General features: G+C 35.2%; 24 protein-coding genes. 10 read left to right on the top strand and 14 right to left on the bottom strand.

Features of this window, described 5'->3' with window-relative positions:
• From SAUT_RS02245 to SAUT_RS02230, 4 genes are read left to right on the top strand one after another with little or no spacing between them, the layout of a single operon-like run.
• Complete coding sequence (locus tag SAUT_RS02245) at nucleotides 1–792, top strand: ATP-binding protein (protein ID WP_013326253.1); 792 nt, start codon at nucleotides 1–3, stop codon at nucleotides 790–792.
• The gene (locus tag SAUT_RS02240) at nucleotides 785–1714 is read left to right on the top strand and encodes a CDC27 family protein (RefSeq protein ID WP_013326252.1); all 930 of its coding nucleotides are present in this window, start codon (nucleotides 785–787) and stop codon (nucleotides 1712–1714) included. The genes SAUT_RS02245 and SAUT_RS02240 overlap by 8 nt, the downstream gene beginning before the upstream one ends.
• Entirely contained in the window at nucleotides 1711–3390 is a 1680-nt protein-coding gene (locus tag SAUT_RS02235; RefSeq protein WP_013326251.1) for a GspE/PulE family protein, read from the top strand. The genes SAUT_RS02240 and SAUT_RS02235 overlap by 4 nt, the downstream gene beginning before the upstream one ends.
• Before the next feature lie 2 nt (nucleotides 3391–3392).
• Nucleotides 3393–4631, top strand: a complete 1239-nt coding sequence (locus SAUT_RS02230; RefSeq protein ID WP_013326250.1) for a type II secretion system F family protein — start codon at nucleotides 3393–3395, stop codon at nucleotides 4629–4631.
• 105 nt (nucleotides 4632–4736) lie between these two features.
• Here the strand turns inward: SAUT_RS02230 and SAUT_RS02225 are convergent, their stop codons facing one another.
• From SAUT_RS02225 to SAUT_RS02185, 9 genes are all read right to left on the bottom strand, one after another.
• On the bottom strand, nucleotides 4737–5213 hold the full coding sequence (locus SAUT_RS02225) for a type II secretion system protein (protein ID WP_013326248.1): 477 nt from the start codon (nucleotides 5211–5213) through the stop codon (nucleotides 4737–4739).
• 4 nt (nucleotides 5214–5217) lie between these two features.
• On the bottom strand, nucleotides 5218–5679 hold the full coding sequence (locus SAUT_RS11540) for a type II secretion system protein (RefSeq protein WP_013326247.1): 462 nt from the start codon (nucleotides 5677–5679) through the stop codon (nucleotides 5218–5220).
• A 107-nt stretch (nucleotides 5680–5786) separates the two neighbouring features.
• A complete protein-coding gene (locus SAUT_RS02215) occupies nucleotides 5787–6098 on the bottom strand; it encodes a hypothetical protein (RefSeq protein WP_013326246.1) in 312 nt (103 codons plus the stop codon).
• 12 nt (nucleotides 6099–6110) lie between these two features.
• Nucleotides 6111–9218, bottom strand: a complete 3108-nt coding sequence (locus SAUT_RS02210) for an efflux RND transporter permease subunit (protein WP_013326245.1) — start codon at nucleotides 9216–9218, stop codon at nucleotides 6111–6113.
• 3 nt (nucleotides 9219–9221) lie between these two features.
• Nucleotides 9222–10271: an efflux RND transporter periplasmic adaptor subunit gene (locus SAUT_RS02205; RefSeq protein WP_013326244.1), complete on the bottom strand. Its 1050-nt coding sequence runs from the start codon at nucleotides 10269–10271 to the stop codon at nucleotides 9222–9224.
• Complete coding sequence (locus SAUT_RS02200) at nucleotides 10268–11539, bottom strand: TolC family protein (RefSeq protein ID WP_013326243.1); 1272 nt, start codon at nucleotides 11537–11539, stop codon at nucleotides 10268–10270. Before SAUT_RS02200 ends, SAUT_RS02205 begins: the two co-directional genes overlap by 4 nt.
• Nucleotides 11540–12169: a TetR/AcrR family transcriptional regulator gene (locus tag SAUT_RS02195; protein ID WP_013326242.1), complete on the bottom strand. Its 630-nt coding sequence runs from the start codon at nucleotides 12167–12169 to the stop codon at nucleotides 11540–11542.
• A 75-nt stretch (nucleotides 12170–12244) separates the two neighbouring features.
• A complete protein-coding gene (locus SAUT_RS02190) occupies nucleotides 12245–13216 on the bottom strand; it encodes a lipid A deacylase LpxR family protein (RefSeq protein WP_013326241.1) in 972 nt (323 codons plus the stop codon).
• A 25-nt stretch (nucleotides 13217–13241) separates the two neighbouring features.
• Nucleotides 13242–14504: an arsenic transporter gene (locus SAUT_RS02185; RefSeq protein WP_013326240.1), complete on the bottom strand. Its 1263-nt coding sequence runs from the start codon at nucleotides 14502–14504 to the stop codon at nucleotides 13242–13244.
• Nucleotides 14505–14617: 113 nt separating this feature from the next.
• Between SAUT_RS02185 and SAUT_RS02180 the strand changes: the two genes are divergently transcribed.
• The 5 genes from SAUT_RS02180 to SAUT_RS02160 all read left to right on the top strand — a co-directional run bounded on the left by SAUT_RS02180 (nucleotide 14618) and on the right by SAUT_RS02160 (nucleotide 17247).
• Nucleotides 14618–14941, top strand: coding sequence for an ArsR/SmtB family transcription factor (locus SAUT_RS02180; RefSeq protein ID WP_013326239.1), 324 nt, complete (start codon nucleotides 14618–14620; stop codon nucleotides 14939–14941).
• On the top strand, nucleotides 14938–15357 hold the full coding sequence (locus SAUT_RS02175; RefSeq protein ID WP_013326238.1) for an arsenate reductase ArsC: 420 nt from the start codon (nucleotides 14938–14940) through the stop codon (nucleotides 15355–15357). The genes SAUT_RS02180 and SAUT_RS02175 overlap by 4 nt, the downstream gene beginning before the upstream one ends.
• Nucleotide 15358: 1 nt before the next feature.
• Nucleotides 15359–15592, top strand: a complete 234-nt coding sequence (locus tag SAUT_RS02170) for a thioredoxin family protein (protein ID WP_013326237.1) — start codon at nucleotides 15359–15361, stop codon at nucleotides 15590–15592.
• A 3-nt stretch (nucleotides 15593–15595) separates the two neighbouring features.
• Nucleotides 15596–16543, top strand: coding sequence for a permease (locus SAUT_RS02165; protein WP_013326236.1), 948 nt, complete (start codon nucleotides 15596–15598; stop codon nucleotides 16541–16543).
• 107 nt (nucleotides 16544–16650) lie between these two features.
• On the top strand, nucleotides 16651–17247 hold the full coding sequence (locus SAUT_RS02160; RefSeq protein WP_013326235.1) for a peroxiredoxin: 597 nt from the start codon (nucleotides 16651–16653) through the stop codon (nucleotides 17245–17247).
• Nucleotides 17248–17267: 20 nt separating this feature from the next.
• Here the strand turns inward: SAUT_RS02160 and SAUT_RS11335 are convergent, their stop codons facing one another.
• The 4 genes from SAUT_RS11335 to SAUT_RS02145 all read right to left on the bottom strand — a co-directional run bounded on the left by SAUT_RS11335 (nucleotide 17268) and on the right by SAUT_RS02145 (nucleotide 20881).
• Nucleotides 17268–17411 carry a hypothetical protein gene (locus SAUT_RS11335; protein WP_169302247.1) on the bottom strand — a complete coding sequence of 48 codons (144 nt, stop codon included), beginning with the start codon at nucleotides 17409–17411 and terminating at the stop codon, nucleotides 17268–17270.
• On the bottom strand, nucleotides 17398–18666 hold the full coding sequence (locus SAUT_RS02155) for a GGDEF domain-containing protein (protein ID WP_013326233.1): 1269 nt from the start codon (nucleotides 18664–18666) through the stop codon (nucleotides 17398–17400). The genes SAUT_RS11335 and SAUT_RS02155 overlap by 14 nt, the downstream gene beginning before the upstream one ends.
• Nucleotides 18667–18731: 65 nt before the next feature.
• The gene (locus SAUT_RS02150) at nucleotides 18732–19619 is read right to left on the bottom strand and encodes a DMT family transporter (RefSeq protein WP_245534117.1); all 888 of its coding nucleotides are present in this window, start codon (nucleotides 19617–19619) and stop codon (nucleotides 18732–18734) included.
• Entirely contained in the window at nucleotides 19613–20881 is a 1269-nt protein-coding gene (locus SAUT_RS02145) for an ATP-dependent DNA helicase (RefSeq protein WP_013326231.1), read from the bottom strand. The genes SAUT_RS02150 and SAUT_RS02145 overlap by 7 nt, the downstream gene beginning before the upstream one ends.
• Before the next feature lie 81 nt (nucleotides 20882–20962).
• Between SAUT_RS02145 and SAUT_RS02140 the strand changes: the two genes are divergently transcribed.
• The gene (locus tag SAUT_RS02140) at nucleotides 20963–22216 is read left to right on the top strand and encodes a GGDEF domain-containing response regulator (RefSeq protein WP_013326230.1); all 1254 of its coding nucleotides are present in this window, start codon (nucleotides 20963–20965) and stop codon (nucleotides 22214–22216) included.
• Here SAUT_RS02140 and SAUT_RS02135 read toward each other — a convergent pair.
• Complete coding sequence (locus SAUT_RS02135) at nucleotides 22213–23358, bottom strand: vWA domain-containing protein (protein WP_013326229.1); 1146 nt, start codon at nucleotides 23356–23358, stop codon at nucleotides 22213–22215. The genes SAUT_RS02140 and SAUT_RS02135 overlap by 4 nt on opposite strands.
• Between the last annotated feature and the right edge of the window lie 10 nt (nucleotides 23359–23368).

Here is a 23368-nt window from a genome sequence, read left to right as displayed (position 1 = left end):
TTGGATTATTTGGAAATATCACGAATTTTTGAAGAAAAATCGCAAGAGATGAATTTTTTCGAAAGCTTTGAAACAATGCATTTAAAAAACAATCTTTTAAATATTTTTAAGAATGACACAAAACAGTTAATTTTTTTAATAGGGGAACCCGGAGTAGGGAAAAGTGCTTTTGTTAATCATTTAGAAAATGAAAATAATGAAAATATTAATATTATAAAATTTGATATACCTTTTTTGGAACCTGTTGATTTTATAAAAACACTTATAAAAAAAAGTAAAGAAGAAGTTAAAGATTTTTCAATTGAGGGACTTATTAAACAAGTTGTTTCAATATATAAAAATTCAAATTATGTTGTTATTATAGATGAAGCGCAACTACTATCTAAAGATATGATTGAAGTTATAAGAATACTGGCAGATTCAAAAGCATTTTGGTTTATTCTTGTTATGCATAAACATGAATCAAAAAACATTTTAAATGCACCGCAATTTTCATCAAGACCACACAAAATACTAGAATTAAATCATCTGCAGAAAAATGAATACAAAGATTATATATATTTAAAATTAAAAGATATAAATAAGCCGTATTTGCTAGAAGAATTAAGTTTCAAATATTTAAATTTTATTTACAAAAATACTAAGGGGAACTTTAGAGAATTTAAAAAAATGCTGCATACTGCGTTTTTACTACTAAATTATGCACAAAATAATCATAAGCATAAATATCAAAAACTTTCTAAATGTATTTTAACCATGGCTGCAATAGAGGGCGGGCTTATAGATGTATAATTTTGATATGCTGGAAAAAAAATGTAAAATCTATCATTTGAAAAAATATCTGTTTGCTATTATACCTGTTGTTGTAATTCTATCTGCGAGCATCTATATTTTTCTTTCTTATAGTGATAATTTTAAAACAAAAAAAACTTCGATTGTAAAAAAAGATGTTGTCATTAAAAAAGATGTTGTTATAAAAAAAGATGTTGTCATGAAAAAAAAGAAAGACAAAACAAAAGAAAACAGTAAAAGCATTCAGCATAAAAAGAAACAAATTATAAAGAAAAATGAATGCTATTATTTACAATTTTTTATCGCTAGGAAATTCAATGCAAAATATCTTTATAAAAAGAAAGAAAAAATAGAAAAGCTCGGTTTTACGTGTTATGTTCATAAAGGAAAACAGCTATTATATCTCAGATGCAATAAAACAAAAAACTATAATGAATTTTTACACTCAAAGAAATTGGCTGATAAAAATAATTTGGAATATATAATTAAAAAAGTAATCTGTACCAATAAAGAACCTAAGGTGATTCAAGCAAAAAAAACATTTAAAAAGCCTAAAGCAATCGTAAAGCAAAAAACAATTGTAAAACAAAACAAAAAGATAGAGAAAAATAATTTTGTTCTTAAATCTCAAAAGTATAATATAGAAAATCTCAAAAAGCTTTTTCAAGAAAGAAAAAGCTACAATATTGCATTGAAACTTGCACAACATTATTATCATATACAAGACTATAAAAATGCAGTCAAATGGTCAAAAACTGCAAACAGCATCGATAAAACAGATGATAAATCTTGGATAATATATGCAAAATCATTATACATCTTAGGTGATAAAAAAAAGGCTAAAAAAATATTAACTATATATAGTCAATTTGAAAATTCTTCAGAAGTTAATAAAATATTATCAAAGTGGAATAATAAATGATACAAAGAAAAGTAAGATTAGGTGATATATTAATAAAAAATGATTTTATAACTAAAGATCAACTTAACGAAGCTTTAAAAAAACAAAAAGAGTTAAATTACACTAAAAAATTAGGTGAAATATTTATAGCTGAAGGATATGTAACCCAAAGAGATTTACTAAAAACCTTATCTAAACAATTAGATATAGATTTTGTTGATCTTTACGGCGAAAATATAAATTTTAATGCAATCGCTACAAAATACCCCCTGCATATACTCCAAGCTGCTCAGGCTATACCTTTTAAAGAAGATGAAGACTTTGTTTATATTGCAACAAGCGACCCCTTAAATTATGATGCTTTAGAAGCATTAGAAAGAACAATATCTATAAAACCGGTCAAAATTTATTTGGCTTACAGTGATGATATACATGTAATTTTTCATCGGATAAAAATACTTCAAACTACTAGAGAAATTATTTCTGAAGTAAAAAAAGAGTTAACAACACAAGGCTTAAAAAAAGAGGATGAAAATAGTGCTATTATGAAGCTTATTTTATTCATAGCAAAAGAAGCCATCAATAAAAGAGCGAGTGATATACATATAGAACCGGATGAAAAAGAGATGATAGTTCGTTCAAGAATAGATGGGATACTTCATGAAAATTTTGTTTTTGATAGTGAAATATATAATGCTCTCTCTTCACGAATAAAACTTTTAGGAAATTTGGATATTTCAGAAAAAAGAATTCCTCAAGATGGTAGATTTAGTCTTGTTATTAATGAAAAAAATTATGACTTCAGACTTTCAACGACACCAACAATATTTGGTGAGTCAATCGTTATGAGGATACTTGATCGTGACAAAGTTCTTCTAAAATTAGAAGATTTAGGTTTTGAAGATGAAAATTTAGATAATTTTATGGATTTTATTCATTCTCCAAATGGAATAGTGCTTATCACAGGGCCTACAGGAAGTGGTAAAACCACCACACTCTATGCAGCATTAAATGAGATAAAAAATATTTCAAATAAAGTAATGACAGCAGAAGACCCTGTTGAATACAGATTGCCGCTTGTGCAGCAAATTCAAATAAATGAAAAAACAGGATTAACTTTTTCATTGGCTGTAAGATCTTTTTTACGACAAGATCCCGATATTATACTCATTGGGGAAGTTCGTGATTTTGAAACATTAAATTCTGCATCACAAGCTGCTTTGACAGGGCACCTGGTATTTACAACTCTGCACACAAATGATGCTCCGGGAGCAATCCCTAGAATGATTCAAATGGGATTAAAACCTTATTTAATCGCTGATGCATTAGTTGGAATTGTAGGACAAAGACTTGTTAGAAAAATTTGTCCGTATTGTAAAAATGAGATTAAACTTACAAAAGCGCAATTAAGCAAAATTGAAAAATATTTATCTAATCCTGAAATAAAGTTTTATACAGGGCAAGGATGTTCCAAATGTGATTTTACAGGCTACTTCAATAGAACCATGATATCAGAAATATTAACTATAGATACTGTATTGGCAAAAATGATATCAGAAAATGCAAACAAAATAGCTATAATTGAGTATGCAGAATCAAACGGACTATATAAACCTATGATAGCAGATGGAATCAAAAAAGCTCTAAAAGGTATAACAACTGTAGAAGAAGTATTGAGAATTACAAAGGATAGGTAATTATGAAATACTTTAGAATAAATTATAAAATTGGAAAGAAAAAAGATTCTATAGTATTAGAAGCTGAAAATAAAATTTCAGCAATGCAAAATTTTTATGAGATGAAAATAGGTGTTTTAATTAGGATTCAAGAGATTTCAAAACCATTAAAAATAGCTTTTGGTCAATATGTAAATAAATTTAAAAATCCTATAAAAAATAAAAAGGTCGATACTGAAAAACTCATAGCTATCCTTGATCAGATTGCCATCATGCTTGATGCCGGACTGCCTCTTAATTATGTTTTGGCAGAAGCTGTAAAAAATCAAAATGATGAAATGATAAAAGCTATATTTACTAAGATAAATAATGATATTGAAGGAGGTAAAAGTTTATATAATTCAGCAATAACATTTAAAGAACAATTAGGCTTTATAACCCTTTCTATGTTTAAATTAGGAGAAGAAACAGGGCGACTCTCTGAATCTGTTTCCCACTTAACATCTATTTTGCAAAATATTATAGACAATAGAAAGAAGTTTCAAAAAGCTACAAGATACCCGCTTATTATTATATTTGCCATGGGTATAGCATTTTCAGTTGTTATTATATTTGTTGTACCTCAATTTAAAAGTTTTTTTCAACAATCAAATATGGAATTACCACTGCCGACTCAATTTTTATTGTGGATAGAGCATGCACTAATTGTTTATGGACCTTACATCATAGTTTCTGCCGTCATTTTATCAATATTTATAAATATATTATATAAAAGAAGTGAAAAAGTAAGACTATATCTTGATAAATTGATGTTAAAAATATATATATTAGGCAAGGCAACACTCAATGCAATGATAAGCAGATTTATGTATGTGTTTCAAGTTTTGGTTGATGCGGGCATACCAATGTTAGAAGCTCTTAATATAGCTTCTGATATAATAGAAAACAGTTATCTTAAAGAAAAAATAAAGAGAATTTCTACATCAATAGAAGAAGGAAAGAGTCTTTATCAAGGTTTTGAAAAGACAGAAGTATTTGAAAATATGATAGTAGAGATGATAAAAGCCGGTGAAATCGGCGGCGGACTTGACAAGATGCTCAACAAAATCACAAAAATCTATAAAGATAGATTTGATTATATAGTTGATAATATTGCAACACTCATAGAGCCTATTCTCATAGCTGCTATCGCCGGTTTTGTCATGGTTCTAGCACTTGGTATTTTTCTGCCTATGTGGAATATGGTTGACTTAGCAAAATAAAAGGAATATTATGAATATTGAAAATAGCGGAAGCATAGTTATAGCAATAGTAAGTGCACTTATTTTAGGATTTGCTCTTTGGATAGTAAAAAGGATGTCTAACCTTTAGCTGTCAGAAACTAACGAAAAGCTGCCGTCACTGCTATTGTAATCCCAATGTTTAGATTTGTCAGGCTTTCCCTCTTTTATACTATTTACCCCGCTATCTGCTTGGGAAGCCGGTCCCTCATATTTAAAGGTACCGTCACCATTATCTACACACGTCCATTTTGCATTAACGATTGAAGATGATTTTAAAATCCAATCAAAAGCCGGCGGACAATTACCCAATTTTTTAGGGTAACCTTGAGAGTTTATATCACTCTCATTTTTGTCATTACCCCAACTAAAACTACCTTCACTAATAATCCAGTCACTATGAACATCATCTAGAGCCGATTGAATTGTAGAAGCAGTAGCCAATTCTGCCGATACTTTAGAGTTTGCAATAAGCCCCCCAAATTTCGGGATGGCAACTGCAGCCAATACACCTATAATAACAAGTACAAAAATAAGTTCTATAAGCGTAAAAGCCTTTTTCATAGTTTTAGTATGTTATATGTGCCGTATACTCTGGTGTTGTATTACCACTTTTTGTTGTTCCAAGTTCATCCGCACATTTATCTTGTGATTTAGTATCTACAAATGCATCACAATCAATACTTGTGTTCACTTCTCGATTAGCTCTGCTAAATTTAACACTTGCTATTGTAGCGTTATTTGCTGTATTGTTAAGGTCATATGTATTGTTAGTATCAACTAATACAATATTTTTTCCTGTTAAAGTTAAAATATCATTTAAGCTGTAACTCGTGTTATTTTCTAAATCTGACATGTTAGCAGCTGCACTTGGAACAGCTGTTTCTGCATCTTTAACAATTTTAATCATATTTCTCGCTTCTGCACTCTGCTTTAAGTTTGTAAACTTAGGCACTGCAACAGCTGCCAACACACCAATAATAACGATAACGAAGATTAACTCTATAAGTGTAAAACCGTCTCTTTTCATTTTTTTTCCTTTAATTTAAACTTTCTAATTCTATCTTTATTATCTTAAAAACAATCTTAACTGTTAATTTAAAATATTAAATAATTTATTTAGTTGTAATTAATTTTTTATTGTTTACTTAATTGTTCAAACGCTTTTGTTATCTCTTCAGCTTGCGTCAGTCCTTCAAGAAATATATCTCCATTAAGAATAAGTGTCGGACTTTTTGTCACGCCGTTTTCTATCGCCTTAAGTGTATCATATTCATAGTGAAATTTCAAACGCAGCGGCAGATGTTTTATAGAACAGCTCAGTCTTTTTGAAAACTTTGCCGTGCTGACTCTGTCGCCGTATAGCACACCTTCATAAAGCGGATACTCCGGATGAGATTCATTTAAAATCTCACCCTCATTCATTGTATGACAGGCAATTTCTTGCATATTTTTTCCTTTTTAAGAGAGCAGTGCTTCTTCGGCTTTATTTATAGGGTTTGTTTTTTTATTGTCTTTGTCAAATATATAGGCATACATCGGCACATATATAAGGGTTAAAAGTGTTCCTATTAAAAGTCCGCCTATTGCCACGTCTGCAAGCGGGCTGAGTCTCTCTAAGCCTACTGCCTGCTCTAACGCGATAGGAATCATACCTGCGATTGTTCCAAAAGCCGTCATCATTACAGGACGAAAACGTACACGAACAGATTCAATAGCACTCTCAAACGGTCTCTCGCCCTCTGCTCGATAACTTTGATAAAAATCAATTAAGAGTACCGCATTTTTAATAATAATACCAAAAAGCAGCAATATTCCAAGCAGACTCGGCATGCAGCTTGGTTTTCCAAAAAGCAGCATACCCCATGCCGCCCCTATGAGAGACAAAGGTAGAACAAGAATCATCACAAATGCCATTCTTACAGACTTATAAATGGCTATAAGCGTCATTAGTAAAATAATCACACCTAAGCCAATAGCTTTTAACATGCGTGCAAAACTGTCATTAATCTGAGCGATGTCACCTGTCTGGTCTATTTTCACATCTTTTATATTTGCTTTTTTGAGTGCTGCTATTGTATCATCAGTCAAATGTGTTACCGGTCTTTTTGCTCTGTAACCGTTAACATCCACACTGTAGAGCATTTTATCACGCTCTATCTTTGCAAAAGTCAAATGTCTTTTAAGCGTTGCAATTTGACTCAGAGGTATTTCGCCTCTCGGCGTCGCAATAGGCAAGAGTCGTAAAGTTTCTATATTTTTAGAAAATTTTCCTTTTAAGTAGAGTCTTACAAACTGCGTATTCATAGATTCCAAGTTGGCATTGAGTCCGACAATCTGCCCTTTTATAGGAATTTGCATCGCTATTTGATACGGTGTCACACCGTAACTGAGTGCCTTATTTTCATCAATATCAAGTTCCACTTCCATAAAATCTTTGTCCCAGCTTGTGCTTACCGAAGTTAAACCATGTACATTTTGTATAGCATTGGCAACTTTATGTGCATTGTCGGTTAATCCATCAATGACAGGAGAACTGAGGCGCACATCAACTGTTGCCTTTATGGATGAGAGTGCTGTTGCACCAAAATCAAAAACATCATTACGTTTGAGTCCCTCGACCTTTGCTAATTTGTCTCGAATGATATTTTCAAGTTCCCACATAGTCTGCTTACGTTCAAATCTGTTTACAGCATTAATGGTAATAGTCGCTTCTGAAGGCAGGTTACCGCTTCCAAGACTTAACACTCCCGGTTCTGTTCCAAATGCAACTGAACTCATTTTTACCCATTTTTGTGTTTTCAACCAATCAAGTACCGGCTGAATTTTTTTCTGCGCGCTGTCAACCGTTTCATTTGAGCTAAAGGCTATTTGTGCCTTAATAATTCCCGTATCCATAGGAGGCATAGCGTCTTTACCGATTGTGGGCATAATATTTTTCATACTTACAAGTAAAACAGCGATAACACCGATTGTTAACAACATACGTCGTACAAACCACCATTTCCCATTGGAAAATTTAATAATCCCGACATAAGGAGCAACAAGTCTGCCTATCGTGTTTTGATAGAACCACTCAAAATACCCCTCTATTTTTGTTTTACCGACGCCGTTTTTATAGAGCCATTTTGAAAGAGAGGGTATAAAAGTAATAGATAAAAAATAACTCACTAAGAGTGCAATTATCAATGTTTCAATCAAAGGTTTAAAAATCTTCTCAGGAAAACCGCCGACAAACATTAATGGAAATAAAATAGCAATAGTCGCTGCAGTTCCCGCAAATACAGGGCTTAAAACCTCTTTTGTTCCGTGTGTTATAGCATCTTCGAGCTTTTCATGCCCTTCGTTGAGATGCCTTTCAATATTTTCAAGCACTACGACCGCATCATCTGTAAGCATTCCAAGAGCCAATATAATTGCTGTATAAATAACGATGTTTAACTCGCCGCCTGTCAGCCAGATGATAGCCATAGTTGAGAAAAATACCATAGGAATAGAAAGACCCGCTGCTATGATGGCTCGAAAATTTCCCAAAAAGAGCATAATCACAAGCAGTGTATAAATGACTGCATCACGTAATGCCTCAAGCATATTATCATTTGCCTGTTCAATCAGGTCTCTTTGCGTGTCGCTTATTTCAAACTTGATATTCGGGTACTCCTGCTTGAGCTTTGCCAGCTCTTTTCTGGCTGCCTTACTGACATCTAAAACACTTCCGCCGGGTGCGCGTTGAATAGCAAGGGCTATGGCATCTTTACCGTTACCCATGTAACCGCTTGTTCTTTTTTTGTATCCCCATTTTACATCTGCAATATCACTAAGCCTGACATTGGGCATAATTTGAAGTTGGTTGAGCTTCTCTATATTGTCTTTTTCACCGTAAAAAGTAACCGTGTAAAAGTCGTTATCACCCTTGATAAACCCTATAGGAATATCACGGTTAAGCGTGTTTATAGCTTTTGTAATAGTTTCAAAGTTCACACCGTATCTTTTTGCTTTAAACGGGTCAACTTCTATATTTATAGCACTTTGATACCCTCCGAACACCTCTACATTTCCTATGGTTTTATTGCTTAAAAGATGCGGTTTTATAAAACTGTCGGCAATTTTTCTGATATCTGCCAAGTTGACATTGGTATTTTTCGGACTCAGTGCTATCACATCTACAGGAAGCGTAAAATCCCCCGCTGTATATATAGCCGGATTGACTCCCGCAGGCAGTTTTGCTTTTGCAATTGAGAGAGCATTTGCCACATCAACCGCCGCGGCATTAAGCCCTTTTTTATACCCAAAATCAGCTTTTACGATAGAAAAACCTGCAACATTGACACTGCTGACATCTGTTACCAAACCAAGACGCGAAATCTCCTGCTCGATTGGTTTTGAAACGGTAGAAGCCGCTACCTGAGCCGTAGCTCCCGGCACTTGGGTAATAACAATTACCTGTGGTGGATTGGCATCGGGAAAGAGGTTTTTAGGCAGTGTTATCAGTGCAATAATCCCCATTATAAAAAAAGCTGCTATAATGGAATAGAGCAAATAAGGTCGTTTATAAAAAAATTCAAACATTTTTTAGTCCTTTACTTTTAAACTGTAACCGCTTGTAAGTTTTAACAAAATATCCGGTTTTGCCACAACAATATTTTTTCCCTCAAGATTATCAGAAACAACAACGCCCTGCTGTGCACTTTGAATAATATGCACTTCCTCGGCATTTGCTTTATTCCCCGAAATAACAAGCACATAACTTTTGCCGTTTCGGTTCAGCAGTGCATCAAAAGGCAAAAGAATTGCTTTTGCATTAAATACAAGCACATTGACCTCAACTCTGTCTCCGCTTGTCAAATTTGTATTGCCTGTATATACTTTATACTCAGACAAACCGTTAAAAGTACTGCCAAGAGCAGTAGCATCATACTTTTTACCGCTAAATTCTACACCTTTTATTGGTAAATCACTCGGAACTCTCACTAAAAGAAAAAATCCGTTTTTGGAGCTGATAGCCACAAGAGGTTTTCCCGGAGCACTGATAGCACCCTGATTTGCAAATGTTTTTGCTATGACACCATCCACAGGGGAAGTGATGGTCGCATAGGAGAGATTGTTTCTAAGCTCTATCTCTTTTTGTTTGAGGGCATTGAGTGCAGCCTGCGCGCTTGCTATCATACTCTCTTCTTTTTGCGACTCCTCGATGGACGCACCTTTTACTTTTAGGAGATCAAGCGTTCTCCCATGAGTACGCTCTAAATTTTGCAGAGTAATTTGGGCAGAGTGAAGCTGTTCTTTTACACTTGAGAGCGAACTTTCTATACTTGTCGTGTCAAGCTTTATAAGCAAATCACCTTTTTTGACACGTGACCCGCTTGGCATAATTTTCATAATTCTTGCTGCAATTCTTGCTGAAAGTTTTACATCTTTGTCATTTGCCACTTCTGCCAAATACGGCAGTGTCAGTTGTACCTGTGACATTTTCGGATTCATTTTTGAAACAACTACAGGGTAAATTTTTGCTTTTGGAGTTGCTTTGTCTTTTGCCTGTGCATTTTTAACTGCCTTTACACCCCCAACTACCAGTGCTACTGTAACAACAACACCCAAACCTATTTTTACTATTTTACTCATTGAACCATCTCCTCTATATTATTTGCATATATCACTGCCAACTGCATAAGCGTCTGCCACCTTGTTGCCTCTATTTTGTATAAATTTGCTTCTTGCGAAACAACATCATCTTCATATCGTAAATACTCTTCTGTTGAGAGTCTGCCACTGTTATAATTTACTTTCGCGATTTCTAAAAGTTTTTTCTTATCTTCAACACTGTGTACATACAATTTTTGTGAGTTTTTCAAAAGTTCCAGTGAGTCTTCAAGCATTTTTGCCTGAGCCGTGAGTTCATCTGAAAGTTTTGCGAGTTCTATTTCACCTGCACGCAGCTCTATTTGAGAGAGTTTTATGCTAGCATAACTGTCCATTGCCAAAAGAGGAATATTTAAAACAACGCCGACATTGCCATACTCTTCATTGACATCTTTGTCATTATTATAAGCGGTTGCTTTTGAAAAAGCATAATTGCCATGTGCGACAAGCGTCGGGTAGAGTTTCTCTTTTTCAGCTTTTATACCCAGTCTGTCTGCGCGAAGTTTGTCCTGCAACGGCTGTAGTGCACCCATTTGTCCTTTGCTAAATGATGCAAGTTCATGCATAGACACCGGTTTATCAAGAACTATGCCTGTCAATGTTTGAATTGTACTTATAAGCTTTTTCTTTTCCAATTGTATGTTATTTTTTGCAATTGCCACCTGATTAAGTGCATCGTTTATTTTATAGAGTGCCGACTCCGGTGCTCTGCCGTTGTCAACTTTTATCTGTGTTGTTTTTTGAGTCTCCTGCAATGATTCTTCTTTTACATGTAAAGCTTTAAGCAGTGAATCAAGATATAAATAATTTGCATTCGCGCCTACTATAAGCGCTTCATTTTTCAAAAGATTTATATGCTTTTTTGCCTTTGCACTTTTTTGCAGTGCTTTTGCTTTGTCTGCCGCTGTATAAATAAACTTGACAAAAATTGGCATAGTGAAGTTAGCACCTGTTTTGTAAATATTATAGCTATATGGCTGTGCTATAGACTGATCTGAAAGCATTGGCTTCAAAACATTTGGTGCTATTGGTTTCATATTTGTCGGACTTGAGTAGTTGTCAAAACTACCAAATAAATTCACTTTTGGATATAAATTTGCATAGACTAAATCTTGTTGCACTTCGCTCTTTTGTACCGCTATTTCGTCTGACTTTGTTTGTGAATGGACTTTAAGTGCATCAAAGAGTTGGGACAGGTTTTGTGCGTACATCACAAAAGGAACTGCCAAAGATAAAATTATTTTTTTCATTTAATTAACCTCCAAAGCGGCTTTCACCGTGTTAAAAATATACTCTGCTATTTCATCCATAGGGCACTCACTGCAGGTATCAACTTCACTGTCCATTTGTGCTGCTTGTTTGCGCAAAGGCTGAGTTGTCACCAAAAGATTTAAACTCCCTATAATCATAAAATGAAGCACCATCGGAATAGATTTTTTAAACACACCTTCTGCTTCACCACGACGCAAAATATCGCTCAAAAGCAAAAAGAGTCTTCGCATGCTTGCAAACATCATCTCAGGCAGATGTGCTCCGCTGTCGCTGAGTTCTCGTAGTAACAATGCAGGGAAATAAGGATGTTTTTGCGCGTAGTTTGCATAGGTCTCTATAAACGCATGCAACTCTGATGTAATTGAGTCACAACATTTTTCAGCTTTAATTACCTCTTCATATATAGAGTTAAACAAGCTGCTCATCACAGTTTCATAAAGACCTGCTTTATTTTTAAAGTAGTAGTAAATCAATGCTTTATTGACTTGACTTTCTTTAGCTATATCATCGGCTGTCGTAGCATCAAAGCCGTTTTTTGAAAACAGTGCAATCGCACTTGTCAAAATTTTTGCCTTTGTTGCTTCTGCATCACGTTTTTGTTTTGCCATTTTTTTCTCCCTCATTGCGCATAACTAACTATTTAGTTAATTATAGCAGAGAAAAAATAAATTAATGCTAAAAAATTAAAATTTATAGGAGTACATAAATCCGCCAAAAATATTGACGCCTCTTTCTTCTTTTATATAGTGTGAAGGAATTTCATAGAAAAAACGAAATTTATGATGATTGTAATACAAACTTGCAGAGAGATTTGCCACAGCACTTAAGCCTTCAATATGCACAGCATACCCGTCATTTTTAGCCTTGTTAAATACATATGAATACGCTAAATATTCCCCGTCGGCACCTGCACTCACAGACCACCCAAAGCCCTGCTTTAATCCATCAACACTTACCAAACCGGCCTCTTCTTTTAAATAGGGATAATGAGAGTTGAAGTTATGGACATAATTTTGTCCTATTCTAAAAGCAGTTCCTCCAAAACCCGATACATCAAAAGTCCCAAGCGTCGCACCATAATGATAAAACCAGTCCGCTTGCAGATTTTGTCCGATTTTACCCTGCCACGGCTTTACACCATGGTGGAAAAAGAGGTTAAAAGTGTATCTTGTTCCAAGTTGCGTGTTCCAGCCTTTTGATTCGTCATTACCTATAATTTTATGGAATTTATTTTGTACATACTCAGCCCCTGATTCTTTCCCTACAACGCCTATTTCTATACTGTATTCATTAAAACTGTAAGAATCCCATTCAAAAAGATACGTTGCAAGGGACAAGTAACCTGCATAAGGCAAATCATTATATTGGGGTGTTGCTTTTTCTGTATTAATCGGCGTTAATATAATTTGGTTGATACTCAAGCCTGCATTGTAGTTTTTGGAGTTCTCAAGAGGAAATGAAAGAGTGCCAAGTGATGCTGTTAAAAAATTTGTATATGAATTTTCTTCATTATCTTCAAGCCAGGACAAAGATACACCGTTAGTAAAATGCCCGTCTTCTCCTGCGAAGAAATCATTATACACAACAAAGGAATATTCATCTGCGCGTAAAGAAATAAATAATAGTAAGGATAAAGCAAGTAATTTTATTTTCATAATTACTATGCTACATCATATTGGCTTAAATTAAACCTAATAATGCAATAAATAACACTGGAGGTGTAACAACAAGTCCTACTTTCATATACTCACCCCAGCCGATTTTGACACCTTTTTGTGCGAGTACATGTAACCATAGAAGTGTTGCAAGAGAACCTATCGGTGTCATTTTCGGTCCAAGATTTGAGCCTAAAATATTTGCATAAACCAGTGCTTCATGTCCAGCGTAACCAACTTTGTCTATGGCGATGTCCATTATCATGATTGTCGGCATATTGTTCATTATGGAACTGATTAGAGCCGATAAAAAGCCTGTACCGATGACGGCAGCAACTTCCCCCTGCGCAATGAGTAATTCAATCCATGAAGCAATGATGTCTGTCAGCCCTGCATTTTTTAAGCCGTACACTACAACATACAGCCCGATACTAAACCATACAACTTGCCAGGGTGCGGCTTTTATTGTCATAATCGGTTTAACTGCTTTATAATGGTTTGCGATTGCCAAAAAGAGTAAAGCACCGCCAAGAGCAAAGACTGAAACGGGTAAATGCAGTCTATCCCCTATAAAGTAGCCACCCATTAGAAGTGCCAGGAAACCCCAAGAAAATTTAAACATTGTTTGATTTTTAATGACAGAAGCAGCTTGAGGGAGTTCATCTACGTTTACATGTAAAGGGATATCTTTTCTAAAGTAAACCCATAAAATTGCAATGGAAGCCATAATACTCAGCAGGTTTGGCAGGAACATATTTTTAGCATATTCTACAAAACCAATATCAAAATATCCCACTGTCACAATGTTTGTAAGGTTTGAAATAACAAGCGGATTTGACGCAGCATCACCGATAAAACCGCCTGCCATTAAAAAAGCAAAAATCGGAAGCGGTTTCATTTTAAGGTATTTCATTTTTGCCAGCAAAATAGGCGTCAAAATCAAAGCAGCACCGTCATTGGCAAAAAAAGCTGCCACAACAGCACCGAGAAGTAAAATATAGACAAACATTTTATTGCCGCTTCCACCGCTTAAACGTGCCATCTTAATGGCTGCCCACTCAAAAAAGCCTATTTCATCAAGGACCATTGATAATATGATAATACCTATAAAAGCAAGAGTTGCATCCCAGACGATGTCTATAACGGTGATAACATCATCAAAACTTACGATACCCAAAACTATTGCAACTATTGCGCCAATTACCGCAGTAGTTCCAATTTGTAAGCCCTTGGGCTGCCAAATAATAAAGACCAGTGTTACTAAAAATAAACCAAATGCCAATGCCATAGTTATACCTCTTTTATATAATAATAGTGAAACTATAACTAAATAAAATCCATAAATCAAGATATCTTGATATTAAAACTTAATTCTGATATAATTTTACAAATGGAGTAAACATGGAAATATTTTTAAAAACAGTTTCAGCCTTAAATGATGAAACACGGGTGCTTTTACTACGATTTTTAGATGAATACGGGGAGTGTTGTGTTTGCGATTTGCAAGACTCTCTTGATATGATTCAGTCACGTCTTTCACGACATCTGAAAATTTTAAAAGAGGCCGGATTTTTAAGAGTTGAGCGTAAAGGAACTTGGGCATATTATGCTATTCGTTCACCTCTTGACAGGTTTCGCACAGAAGCGTTAGAAGAGATAAGGCATTTGGATATACAGCTGCCGCCTATAAAAAAATCATCACAAAACGGAGAATGTAAAATATGAGTCAAAAAAAAGAAGTTTTAATACTATGCACAGGAAACAGCTGCCGTTCTATCATGGCTGAGGCACTTGTCAATGCAAAGATTGGTGATTGTGTTCATGCACAAAGTTCAGGTGTCAAAGCAAGCGGCAAAGTAAACCCTCATGCACAAGCACTTTTAGAAAAAAAAGGCTATTGGAGGGATGAGTATCACTCCAAAGTTATAGAAACTATTTTAGATACGCCCTTTGACTTGGTCGTGACTGTATGTGATGCGGCAAAAGAGACCTGTCCTATGTTTCCAAAAGCGGTGAAGACAATACATATCGGCTTTGAAGACCCAAGCGGCAAAGCAGAGCAAGAGTATGAAAAAACTCTTGATTTACTGGAAAAAGAACTGCTGCCAATTATTAAAAAAGAATTATGTGAGGAAAAATAAAATGAAAATAGAAATACTCGGCACAGGCTGTACAAAATGTAAAACTTTGGAAGAAGTAGTGAAGCAGGCAGTTGCCAAAAGCGGTAAATTTGTGCAGATTGAAAAAGTGGATGATATCATGAAAATCATGGAGTACAATGTAGTCAGTACTCCGGGACTTGTAATTGATGGTCAAGTTGTAAGCACTGGCAAAGTCCTTACTGTCGATGAAGTTTTAAAACTCATTAACGGCTAAGACATGTGGAAAGAGAGCGTTGACTATTTAACCAATAATATACTACATTTAGAGGGGCATCTCGGAGATGCTGTTAACTTTTTTATTTACGATACGGTCAAAATTTGGTTTTTGCTTATCACCATCATCTTTATCGTTTCATACTTAAGAACGCACTTCAATACGGAATATGTCCGTGCTCACCTGCAGGGTAAATCAGAGCTTTACGGGAATGTTCTTGCCGCTCTTTTTGGTATCATCACACCCTTTTGCAGCTGTAGTGCAATTCCCCTGTTTCTAGGCTTCATTCAGGCACGTATTCCCATCGGTGTGACTTTTTCCTTTCTTATCAGCGCTCCGATGAACAATGAAGTGGCAATTGCCCTGCTCTTTGGTCTTTTTGGCTGGAAGATTACGGCTATTTACATAGGTTTTGGACTTTTTGTAGCCATCGCCGGTGGTTTTGTCATTGGTAAACTCGGCATGGAAAAATACATCCTCCTTAATGTCAAGCCGATGGAAGGCGAACTTGAGGAAGTCAAAATTACACTTACCATGAAAGACAGAGCAAAAGAGGCATGGGACTATACACTTGATATTTTTAAACAGATATATCTTTATGTTTTAGTCGGTGTGGGTGTGGGTGCTTTTATTCACGGTTACATTCCGGCTGATTTTATTGCCAAATATGCAGGAGCAGACAATCCTTTTGCGGTTCTCATAGCTGTTGTTATGGGTGTGCCGATGTACTCGAATGCAGCGGGCATCATGCCGCTTGTTGAAGTTTTAACGAACAAAGGTATGCTGCTTGGTACGGCATTAAGCTTTATGATGGCAGTCACGGCATTGAGCCTTCCAGAAGCGATGATACTTAAAAAGATTCTACATACCAAACTTATAGCAACTTTTTTCGGTATCGTCGGACTTGGTATTATTGCAATCGGATATTTATTTAATGCGATTTTATCTTAAATAATAAAAATTATCTTTAGTTTAAATTTTAGAGCATTATTACAGTTTGCTATTAGCAAAACTTTGATAGAATTATGTGATAAAAATTAATATACAAGGACATTTATATGTTAGTAACAAATCCAGCTCCAGATTTTACAGCTACAGCAGTTTTAGCTGACGGTTCAATCGTTGAAGACTTTACTTTAAGTGAAAATTACGGTGAAAAAGGTACGGTTGTATTCTTTTATCCGCTAGACTTTACTTTTGTCTGTCCGTCAGAAATTATTGCCTTTTCTCACAGATATGAAGAGTTCCAAAAACGTGGTGTAAATGTTGTAGGTATTTCAGTTGACTCACAATTTTCTCACTTCGCATGGAGAGAAACTCCTGTAAGTGAAGGTGGAATCGGCCGTATCAACTTCCCGTTAGTTGCAGACTTAACAAAAGATATCGCTCGTGATTTTGACGTTCTTTTAAACAATGCAGTTGCACTACGTGGTTCATTTCTAATCGATGACAAAGGAATCGTACGTCATGCAGTAGTAAATGATTTACCACTTGGACGTAATGTTGATGAAATGTTAAGAATGATTGACGCACAACAATTTACTGACGAGTTCGGTGAAGTTTGTCCTGCCGGCTGGCAAAAAGGCGACGAAGGTATGAAAGCTGACACTGAAGGTGTTGCTGAGTACTTGGCAAAACACGAATCAGAGTTATAATAACTTTAAGGACAGAGAATCTACTCTCTGTCTAACTTCTTCAAAGCTTTTTCACTCGCTTTATTTGCTCTATCATAATAGCCATCATCTTGATGTGATGCACATGCAGTGAAACTGCCAACTACTACCAATATTGCCAATAGTAAACTTTTATGCAGCAACAACTTGATTCCTTCCATTTTCTTTCGCTCTATACAAAGCTTTATCTGCTTTTTTTACTAACTCTTCTCTTGACTCTGACTCTTCGTACTGTGCGACACCTATACTGATTGTAATTTTATATTTTCCATCTATTACAGATACTTCGACTATCTTTCTAAGTTTTTCAGTAATTACAAAAGCTTCCTCTTTACTTGTATTTTCAAGTATAATAACAAACTCTTCACCACCCCAACGACCAAATATATCAGTAGTTCGAATATGATTGGATACCAAACGACTTAAAGCTTTCAAGACTCTGTCCCCTGCATCATGTCCATAAGTATCATTAACAGTTTTAAAGTTATCTATATCAAACATGAATATACAAAATGGCTCTTTATAACGTCTATATCGCGCTATTTGAATATTGATCGCCTCATCTATTTTATATCTGTTATATATCTTGGTTAAACTGTCTATGGTTGCCAACTTCTTGAGCTTTTTTTCCATTTTAATACGACTTGTGATATCTGTACTTGTTGCAACAAAATTTTGAATAGTCTTGTTTTCATCAAATAATGGCGTAATTTTCAAATCTGCATAATAAAGCCTGTCATCTTTTGTTTTATCTATAACGATACTATGGTAGTTTTTCCCTGATAATATAGTCCCCCATAGATTTTTATAAAATTCATTCGTATGCTTTCCTGATTTGAAAATATTTGTTTTACTCCCTATAAGTTCACTTTTGTCATAGCCTGTTTTCAAGGTGACTGAATCATTGACATATTCTATAATACCGTTAGCATCCGTAATCAAAACCATATCATCAGTTTGTTCTAAGGCTTTTGCAAGTAGTTGAACCTTTTTACGTTTATGTGCTGTTTCTTTATCCAAGTGATGCACTTCATCTTCTAGTTCTTTGTATTTCGTCACATCTTTGTAAAAGACTATTAACTCACCGCTTGGTAATTTTCTTACACTGTTGTAACGCCAACTATTTACTTTTTCATCTTTGTAGAGTCTTGTATCAAGTTCTCTTGGCTTGCCGTCTTCATAAACATTTAATAAAATATCAAAAAGCCCAAAATCTTTTACTCCTGGAAAAGCTTCTGTTAACTTTTTTCCTACTACTTCTTCTTTGGAAATATGTTCAGTCTTCTGGGCATTTTTATTAAAGTCTACAATGACAAAATCACCCTCTTCAAATTTGTAAATAGCGACATTCTCAGGAATTTCATCTATAGCAATAGTAACATTTTTGCTTGTATCTTGCATCTAAAACCCCCTTTTCTCACATATTTAAGTAAATGATAACTTTTATTTTCTGCTAAAAAGCTTAATTACTGTCTTTTACTCACCAATATACCGCCAAGCACAATAAACAATATACCTAAAAACGTCAATGTATCCGGGAAATTATCGCCAAGCAGAGTGCCAAAACCGATAGCAAAAGGGATATTTGTGTAACTTACAACCCCTACAATACTTAAGTTCGATGCACTGTATGCTTTGGTTAAGAGCCATTGCGAAAGCGTAGAGATAAATGCCATTAAGATAATTAACAGCCATACATGTAAAGTATTAGGGAGAATAAATTTAGGAAATAAAAACTCCAGTGATGCAGGTGCATGAATAAAAGGTGCCGTTAAAAACAACAGTGCGGGCAAGAGTGTTCCCATACCTACAAAAGAGAGCACTATCACGCGCGAGTCATAAATGTCTTTTATTTTTTTTATGGTTGTATAAGCAGCAGCTGCAAAAAAACCGCCCAGTATTCCTAAAAAATGGGCATACGAGAAGCTCATACCAAAAGGTTTAACAATTAGAACAACACCCAAAAAACCTATGAGCAGTGCAAACAGTGTTCGCCTGTTCAAATGCTCATGTAAAAGAAAATAAGCGAAAAGTGTCACAAAAAACGGCGAAGTTTTGTTCAGCGTTATTGCCTCACCCAGCGGAATAACCGTAATCGTATAAAAAAACAAAATCATTGCCATAAACCCAAAAAGCCCACGGGTAAAAAGCATATGAATTTTACCGCCTGTGAGTTTTGGCGCAGTATGTTTGAGTGCATAGAATATAATAAAAACACCGATAAAATTACGGAAAAAGACAATTTCCAAAGCAGAAATATCTTCTGAGAGTATTTTTGTCAATGCCCCGTTAAGTGCAGAAATCAAAGCACTTCCAAGCATAAAAAGCACGCCGCTGTCTACTTTTTTCAACAACTTTGCTCTTTTTGAGTAAATATCATAGCTTTTGGGTTTACATATGCCAAATCATACCATTGTTTACTTGGTGCGATGAGCGTTAGTCTTGCAGGGTTTGATGAACGTGAAAGTGCTACATAAAATTGTGAGGGTGCAAAAATTTCATTCGTGTCAATAATTAAATCTTCTATGCTCATTCCCTGCGATTTATGTATAGTTATGGCAAAAGCAAGCTTGATTGGAAACTGATACACGGTAAAAATATTCTCTTCAACCATCTCTTTTTTTCCCTCGACGCTTTTTTCTTTCCATTGTGCTTTACTTTGGGCAGTCGGCTCGAGTTTGACAACCTTGCCATCACTCTTTTGCACATATACATAACTTGCATCCACATTCACGACAACACCGCGCTCTCCGTTAAAATAGTTCCATGAATTGCGTGTAAAAAGCACCGGAGCGCCAACTTTTAATGCAAGTTCTTTATCTATTCTTGCATCATCCATAAAACGCTCTACTTCTTTGTCTTGTGTTGATTTAAGGTGTTTTACGACCTGTGCTTCCTTTACATGTAAAGCCTCGTCTATAAAATCGAGCTGGGTTTTGTTATGTTTTGTAGCCGAAATATTTTTTCCGAACAAAAATGTAAACTGACTCAGATCATTTGGCAGAGGTTTTATAAATTCATTGAGTTGATTATGTACTGCTTCATTAATAGTTCCAAATCGTACCGCATGTAAAAGTTCTATAAAACGCAAATCATCCGTTCTGTAGATATGCGTCAACTCTACTTTTTCAAAGGCAAAATTTTTCCATGAAGGCGATTCAAAAGCAAACTTGACTTCACCGTAACCGCGGACAACCGGAGGAAGCTGTAAAAAATCACCTACGACCAGTAGCGAACCGCTAAATCCTGCCTGATTCAAACGCAGTTCTATCATCTCAAAAAGCGTATCACTCACCATAGAAATTTCATCTATGACGATTAAATCCATACTCGATATGAGTTTTTTTATCTTTTTTTTGATTTCGTATTTTGCATTGTTTTGCAGTTCTTCTACATCTGAAGCGATTCCAAGATCAAAAAAGCTGTGCAGTGTCTGCCCGTTTATCAGTGTTGCTGCCATTCCTGTTGAGGCAAGCTTGGCAACTTTTTTGGCTTCGCTTTCATACTGCTTGATAATCTCTCTTGTAATAGTGGTTTTTCCAACACCCGCACCGCCGGTTAAAAAAACGTTTTGTTTATTGTGTAGTTTATCAAGTATTAGATCCATGTAATTCATAAACGGATAATATCTACTCTTAGTATAATATTAGATTAATAACTGTATACTATTAGTTAATATATTTTAGGGACATTCAATATGAGTGAAAAAATTTTAATAGTAGAAGATAATAAAACACTTGCAAAGCTTATCGCAAAAAAAATTCAAACAAGTTTGGGCATAGAAGTGGATGTAGCCTACACTTTAGCAGAAGCAAAACTTTTCATAGCACGCTACACATATTTTGTTACCCTTTTGGACATAAATCTCCCAGATGCTCCCAATGGAGAAATCGTTGATTATGTAACGAAAAAGAAGATTCACGCTATGGTTTTAAGTGGTAATATAGATAAAGAATTTAGAAAAAAAATTCTTAAAAAAAATATCATTGATTATGTCAATAAAAGCGGTGTAGATGATATAAACTATATTATTCATACTATACAGCGCCTGCAAAATAACCAAAAGCACAAAGTTCTTGTCGTTGATGATTCAAGAATATTTAGACAGCAGATGCAGACAATGCTGGAGAATCTTTTTTTTAATGTGATAAGTGTTGCACATGGAGAAGAAGCTATCGGTATGCTTCAAGCTCAGCCCGACATCTCCCTTGTACTGACTGACTACCATATGCCTGTAATGGACGGCTTAGAACTTACCATTCAAATCAGAAAAACATATACTAAAAATGAACTCTGCATCCTTGCGTTGTCCTCGAATGAAGATGAAGAAATAACCGCACTATTTTTAAAACACGGTGCAAATGATTATGTAAAAAAACCTTTTTCAAAAGAGGAGTTTTCCTGTCGTGTGAATAATTCTATAGAGGCTTTGGAAAATATACAAATGATAACAAACTATGCAAATCGTGACTATCTGACAGGTCTTTACAACCGCAGATATTTTTTTGAAACAATCAATGAATATATTGATGAAATTAAAGACAGCGGTGAAAAATTTTCCATCGGGATGATAGATATAGACCATTTTAAAAAAATCAATGACACCTACGGTCATGATGTGGGAGATAAAGTCATTACCGCACTTGCTGACATACTAAGAAGTTCTACAAATCCACATGATGTAGTTGCAAGATTTGGCGGTGAAGAATTTTGTGTTGTACTTAAAAATATAAATCAATACAGCGCACACGAAATTTTTAACAGACTCAGAGAAGAGGCAGAAAAATTCTCTTTTCATTTAAAAGATGAACAGTATATCAATTTTAGTGTCTCAATCGGGGCGCTACTCTTTAATGAAGAAGAATCTCTTGAAGAAAATATAAATGCCGCAGACATGCTTTTGTACAAAGCAAAAGACAATGGCAGAGATCAAGTTGTATTTGAAGCTTAATCCAGTTTTACAAGAGTTCCAAAAGGGATTTCTTGTCCATTTGCGCTCACCCATTTTACTTCATATTCTGGTCTGTTTTGAGGAAAAGCTCCGTCTAAATCTGTAAAATACAAAAGTAGTTTCACATCATCAAAATTCTCATTTATAAAATGAAATACCGGACGAAAATCTGTTGCTCCACCGCCTTTTACATCAACTTCTAACACATCTCCGCTGTAAAAAGTTTTATGTGAGCGAATTTTTTCATCACAGACTAAAAGCTCTATTTGATAATTTTGCACCAAGGTCATCAAAAAATTAACTTCACTCAAAAACTCATTTAAAAGCACTTCGTCAATAGAACCTGAGCTGTCAACTGCAATAACAAGACGAAAGGTTTGAGAAACATTTGAGGGCAGATAAATTCCGCTGTAAAGCAGCTTTTTTGACGGCGGCATCACTACATAGTCATCTCTGAAGTATTTATCAAGTGCAACCCTCAGCTCATTTCGCCAGTCAATTTTTCCAAAGTCCTTCAGTTGAAAGAAACGTTCAATCATTGCCGGTGCTTCACCTGTCTGCATTTTAGATTCTAAAAGGCTAATGGCTTCTTGGGCAAAAAGCTGCTCTTGCAGGATTTCTTCTTCTAGTTCCTGTTGTGTCTGTTGGTTGTTTTGCTTTTCATCATTTTTTTCGTTCTCACTGTGTTGTACGTCATCCACATCATCAGCTTCGTATTCCAAATTTTCATCATCACGCAGGATATCATCTTTGAGCTCGGCATAAATCTCTTCGGCATACATGCCGCTGAAGCGTTCTCTGTACTGTGCACCGTAAGGCATATCAAGACCGTTTTGCACAAGCATATCATTGACTGCCATATCGGTGGCCATCTGCCACAGCCATCCGCTGCGGTTGTTTTTTCGCATCTCATGAGCCAGACTCGTATGCATCGCTCCGTTGGCAAAAACAAACTCCATTTCTGAGAGTTCTAAATTCTGCAGATAATCACTGTTGATTTCAAGGTTTTGACCATCATTTTTAAATGCTTCTATATCGTCATTTATAACAACCGAAATTTTGGAAGCAAGCGTCCCAAAATAGGGATAATCTACTAAGAGTTTTGCTTTTGCCTGAGATATTTTCTTTTCTGTGTTTTGCATATTCTTTTTG

The sequence above is a fragment of the Sulfurimonas autotrophica DSM 16294 genome (assembly GCF_000147355.1).
Classification (GTDB): Bacteria; Campylobacterota; Campylobacteria; order Campylobacterales; family Sulfurimonadaceae; genus Sulfurimonas; species Sulfurimonas autotrophica.
The sequence above is the reverse complement of the archived record's forward strand: the minus strand, read 5'-3'. Positions and strand labels throughout refer to the sequence as shown.

Bases quoted from the DNA above. Each gene is read 5' to 3' on its own strand.
- SAUT_RS02240 (WP_013326252.1), top strand. From the start codon at position 785: ATGTATAATTTTGATATGCTGGAAAAAAAATGTAAAATCTATCATTTG.
- SAUT_RS02235 (WP_013326251.1), top strand. From the start codon at position 1,711: ATGATACAAAGAAAAGTAAGATTAGGTGATATATTAATAAAAAATGAT.
- SAUT_RS02230 (WP_013326250.1), top strand. From the start codon at position 3,393: ATGAAATACTTTAGAATAAATTATAAAATTGGAAAGAAAAAAGATTCT.
- SAUT_RS02225 (WP_013326248.1), bottom strand. From the start codon at position 5,213: ATGAAAAAGGCTTTTACGCTTATAGAACTTATTTTTGTACTTGTTATT.
- SAUT_RS11540 (WP_013326247.1), bottom strand. From the start codon at position 5,679: ATGAAAAGAGACGGTTTTACACTTATAGAGTTAATCTTCGTTATCGTT.
- SAUT_RS02215 (WP_013326246.1), bottom strand. From the start codon at position 6,098: ATGCAAGAAATTGCCTGTCATACAATGAATGAGGGTGAGATTTTAAAT.
- SAUT_RS02210 (WP_013326245.1), bottom strand. From the start codon at position 9,218: ATGTTTGAATTTTTTTATAAACGACCTTATTTGCTCTATTCCATTATA.
- SAUT_RS02205 (WP_013326244.1), bottom strand. From the start codon at position 10,271: ATGAGTAAAATAGTAAAAATAGGTTTGGGTGTTGTTGTTACAGTAGCA.
- SAUT_RS02200 (WP_013326243.1), bottom strand. From the start codon at position 11,539: ATGAAAAAAATAATTTTATCTTTGGCAGTTCCTTTTGTGATGTACGCA.
- SAUT_RS02195 (WP_013326242.1), bottom strand. From the start codon at position 12,169: ATGGCAAAACAAAAACGTGATGCAGAAGCAACAAAGGCAAAAATTTTG.
- SAUT_RS02190 (WP_013326241.1), bottom strand. From the start codon at position 13,216: ATGAAAATAAAATTACTTGCTTTATCCTTACTATTATTTATTTCTTTA.
- SAUT_RS02185 (WP_013326240.1), bottom strand. From the start codon at position 14,504: ATGGCATTGGCATTTGGTTTATTTTTAGTAACACTGGTCTTTATTATT.
- SAUT_RS02180 (WP_013326239.1), top strand. From the start codon at position 14,618: ATGGAAATATTTTTAAAAACAGTTTCAGCCTTAAATGATGAAACACGG.
- SAUT_RS02175 (WP_013326238.1), top strand. From the start codon at position 14,938: ATGAGTCAAAAAAAAGAAGTTTTAATACTATGCACAGGAAACAGCTGC.
- SAUT_RS02170 (WP_013326237.1), top strand. From the start codon at position 15,359: ATGAAAATAGAAATACTCGGCACAGGCTGTACAAAATGTAAAACTTTG.
- SAUT_RS02165 (WP_013326236.1), top strand. From the start codon at position 15,596: ATGTGGAAAGAGAGCGTTGACTATTTAACCAATAATATACTACATTTA.
- SAUT_RS02160 (WP_013326235.1), top strand. From the start codon at position 16,651: ATGTTAGTAACAAATCCAGCTCCAGATTTTACAGCTACAGCAGTTTTA.
- SAUT_RS02155 (WP_013326233.1), bottom strand. From the start codon at position 18,666: ATGCAAGATACAAGCAAAAATGTTACTATTGCTATAGATGAAATTCCT.
- SAUT_RS02145 (WP_013326231.1), bottom strand. From the start codon at position 20,881: ATGAATTACATGGATCTAATACTTGATAAACTACACAATAAACAAAAC.
- SAUT_RS02140 (WP_013326230.1), top strand. From the start codon at position 20,963: ATGAGTGAAAAAATTTTAATAGTAGAAGATAATAAAACACTTGCAAAG.
- SAUT_RS02135 (WP_013326229.1), bottom strand. From the start codon at position 23,358: ATGCAAAACACAGAAAAGAAAATATCTCAGGCAAAAGCAAAACTCTTA.